Source organism: Achromobacter sp. GbtcB20 (assembly GCF_019091095.1).
Taxonomy (GTDB): Bacteria; Pseudomonadota; Gammaproteobacteria; order Burkholderiales; family Burkholderiaceae_B; genus Achromobacter; species Achromobacter mucicolens.
In genome coordinates, this window is record NZ_JAGXJZ010000053.1 from 1 (window position 1) to 3,254 (window position 3,254).

Below are 3,254 nucleotides of genomic sequence, written 5' to 3' on the forward strand. Positions count from 1 at the left end.
TAGGCAACGGCAACCATGGCGTCCGAATCCCGCGCGTCGGCTTTCGATGCTACCGCGCACCACAAATCCCGAAAGGTACCCGGGAACAGGAGATCACTATGTTTTCCCATAACAAACGGCTGCAATACACCGTTCGTGTCAGCGAGACCAATCCAGGTCTAGCCAATCTGCTGCTGGAGCAGTTTGGCGGTCCGCAAGGCGAGCTTGCGGCAGCTTGTCGTTATTTCACGCAGGCGCTGGCCGAGGACGATCCCGGCCGCAAGGACATGCTGCTGGACATCGCCACCGAAGAACTCAGCCATCTGGAAGTCATCGGCACGATGGTCGCCATGCTGAACAAGGGCGCCAAGGGCGTGCTGGCCGAGGCCACGGATTCCGAGGCGGAAATCTACCGGCGGCTGAACGGACCTGGCAACGATTCGCACGTCACGCAGGTGCTTTACGGCGGAGGCCCCGCGCTGGTCAACTCCGGAGGCCAGTTGTGGAATGCCGGCTACATCGACACCATCGGCGATCCATCCGCCGACCTGCGGTCCAACATCGCCGCCGAGGCGCGCGCCAAGATCATCTACGAGCGGCTCATCAACGCGACGGACGATCCCGGCGTCAAGGACGCCCTGGGCTTTCTGATGACCCGTGAAGTGTCGCACCAGCGCTCCTTCGAAAAAGCGCTGTACTCGATGGAGCCGAACTTCCCGCCCGGAAAGCTGCCGGGCGACCCGCGGTTTGCCTCGGTCTACTTCAACATGTCGCAGGGCGAAGGCGACACGCGCGGGCCCTGGAACAGCGACGCGAATTTCGAATACGTGTCCGACCGGGAGCAACAGGGCGCCATCGATGGCGACGGCATGCCCAATGTAAACCTGACCGAAGAGGAAGCGCTGGCATTGCAGGCAATGGCGGCACGGACCGCCTCCGACCCCAGCAGCGACCCGGTGACAGGCACCGAACTCGGGCAGGTGAACTCGCCCGACGAGTTCAAGCAACCGTAAACCGCTGCGTGAGGCTATCCCCGCCACTGCCCTTGCGGCACGGCGGGGTTTATTGGAGGCGTGAATCGACGGCATCTGAACGCGAGCGCGTGCGTGCCGCAGCACATCTCGCGCCAGCAAGCGCTGTGCCGCCGAGCCCGGACGGCCGTCCGGTCAAGGATGCGTTTGCGGCACTGCCCAGGCATTCGGCCGTGGCACCCGGCCCTCACGCCGCGCGCGGTCGCGGTCGGCGCAGAAGTAGGCGACCGTCCGCGCGATGCCGTCGACGGGATGCACGCGCGGCGACCACCCCAGGCTGCGCTTGGCAAGCGAGATGTCCGGACACCGATGGGTCGGGTCGTCCACCGGCAAGGCACGGTGAACGACGGGTACGCGCGAACCAGTCAGTTCGCGCACCATGTCGGCCATTTCCAGCATCGTCAGCTCCACCGGATTGCCCAGGTTCACCGGCGTGTCCACCTCGATCGGGCTTTCCATCAGACGCAACAGCCCGTCGATCAAGTCGTCCACATAGCAGAAAGACCGCGTCTGCGTGCCGTCCCCGTACACGGTGAGGGGCTCGCCGGCCAAGGCCTGCACGATGAAGTTGGACACCACGCGGCCATCGTCGGGCGACATGTGCGGCCCGTAGGTATTGAAAATGCGCGCGATCTTCACCACCACGCCCTCGTGACGGGCGTATTCCATGAATATCGTCTCGGCGCAGCGCTTGCCCTCGTCATAACAGGACCGAGGGCCGACGGGGTTGACGTGGCCCCAGTAGCCTTCGCATTGGGGATGCTCCAGCGGATCGCCGTAGACTTCGCTGGTCGACGCCTGCAGCACGCGCGCGCCGGTGCGTCGCGCCAGCTCCAGCAACTGCATCGCGCCCAGCACGCAGGTGCGCAGCGTCTTGAGCGGATCCGCCTGGTAATGCACGGGCGATGCCGGGCAAGCCAGGTTGTAGATCCGGTCCACCGCCATGTCGCCCAGGGGCTCGACCACGTCGTGGCGAATCACCGTGAAGCGCGGATGCGACGCCAATGCCGCGACGTTACAGGCCCTGCCAGTCTGAAAATTGTCCAGGCACACCACCTGCCAACCGTCGTTGAGCAGCCGCGCGCAGAGGTTCGAGCCGAGAAAGCCGGCGCCGCCGGCGACCAGCGCGCGGCCGGTACGGGGGATTGCATCCATCATGCTGCCTCCATCAACGCATCGAACACGCCAAGCCAATCCGACACAAAGCGGTCCATGCCGAAGCGCTGCCGCGCCATGTCGCGGCCAGCAGAGCCCCAGGCCCGCGCAAGCTCCGGCTCGGCCAGCAACTGGCGTCCCACCTCCACCAGCCGGTCCAGGCGGTTGTCCACGTAGCCGTTCTCGCCGTTGCGTATCAGCACCGGCAGTTCCGTGCCGCCAAATCCCACTACCGGCACACCGCAGAGCATCGCCTCCACCAGAGAGAGGCCCAGACTGGCGTACCGGATTGGACTGAAGAAATACCGGTAGCGCGACATGAACGCCGCCACTTCCATGTTGGGCACCTCGCCCAGTCCGCCCAGCCGCTCGGAATCCATGCCGATCAGATCCAGCGGCGTGCGGGCCCGCACGTGTTCGAATACATCGACGCCGATGCGCCGGCCACGGCGCGCCAGGTGGTTGACCACGACGATGCCTTTTTCGATGCCGCCGTCATAGGTCACGGCTGGCTCGGGCACGCCATGCTCGACCACGCGGCTGGGCATGTCCGCGCAATCCCACATCACGGCGTTGTACGGCGTCACGTGCACGATCATGCCCTTGTCATGCCGGAACACGTGGCGCGTCTCCGTGGGATGCGGCATGGGCGGATCGTGTTCCAGATACGCGGATGGCAAGGCGCGCTGCGCGTCGCTGAGCAACAGCCGCGCGTCCTCCAGATTCTGGCGCGACTGATACAGCACGCAGTCGAACTCCATATCCCGCAAGTTGAAGGCGGGCGCCTCGGTGAGGCCCGCGCCCCACGGGATGCGGTTGCCCAGCGCCCCGTAGCCGGGCGCGCGGCCGGGCAGAACCGGCACGATGAAGTCATGCGGCACCTGACTGAGCGCATACAGATAATTCCCATGCACGTGCCAGGTCAGAATGCGCAGGCGGCGCTGCGGGTGGACGGCAGGCGTCATTGTCTTCCCCTTGCACGCTGGCGGTTCGCTTCACGAAGCCCCTGAGGCACCGTGACAGCCAGCGCGCACGGGTGGCCGATCGGACAATGCTCGTAGGCGCAGGGCCGGCACGGCGCATCGCCGG

The 3,254-nt window shown here is 65.6% G+C and carries 3 protein-coding genes; 1 reads left to right on the top strand and 2 read right to left on the bottom strand.

Translation table 11 applies throughout. The features are described 5' to 3' along the window. Positions 1-98: 98 nt before the first annotated feature. Positions 99-992 (top strand): manganese catalase family protein, encoded by an 894-nt coding sequence (locus KVT32_RS27600; RefSeq protein ID WP_217619136.1) that lies wholly within the window; start codon positions 99-101, stop codon positions 990-992. 153 nt (positions 993-1,145) lie between these two features. Here KVT32_RS27600 and KVT32_RS27605 read toward each other — a convergent pair whose 3' ends face one another. Together KVT32_RS27605 and KVT32_RS27610 are read right to left on the bottom strand one after the other, a co-directional pair. After that, positions 1,146-2,168 carry a UDP-glucuronic acid decarboxylase family protein gene (locus KVT32_RS27605; RefSeq protein WP_371825626.1) on the bottom strand — a complete coding sequence of 341 codons (1,023 nt, stop codon included), beginning with the start codon at positions 2,166-2,168 and terminating at the stop codon, positions 1,146-1,148. Next, complete coding sequence (locus tag KVT32_RS27610; RefSeq protein ID WP_217619137.1) at positions 2,165-3,130, bottom strand: glycosyltransferase; 966 nt, start codon at positions 3,128-3,130, stop codon at positions 2,165-2,167. Before KVT32_RS27610 ends, KVT32_RS27605 begins: the two co-directional genes overlap by 4 nt. Between the last annotated feature and the right edge of the window lie 124 nt (positions 3,131-3,254).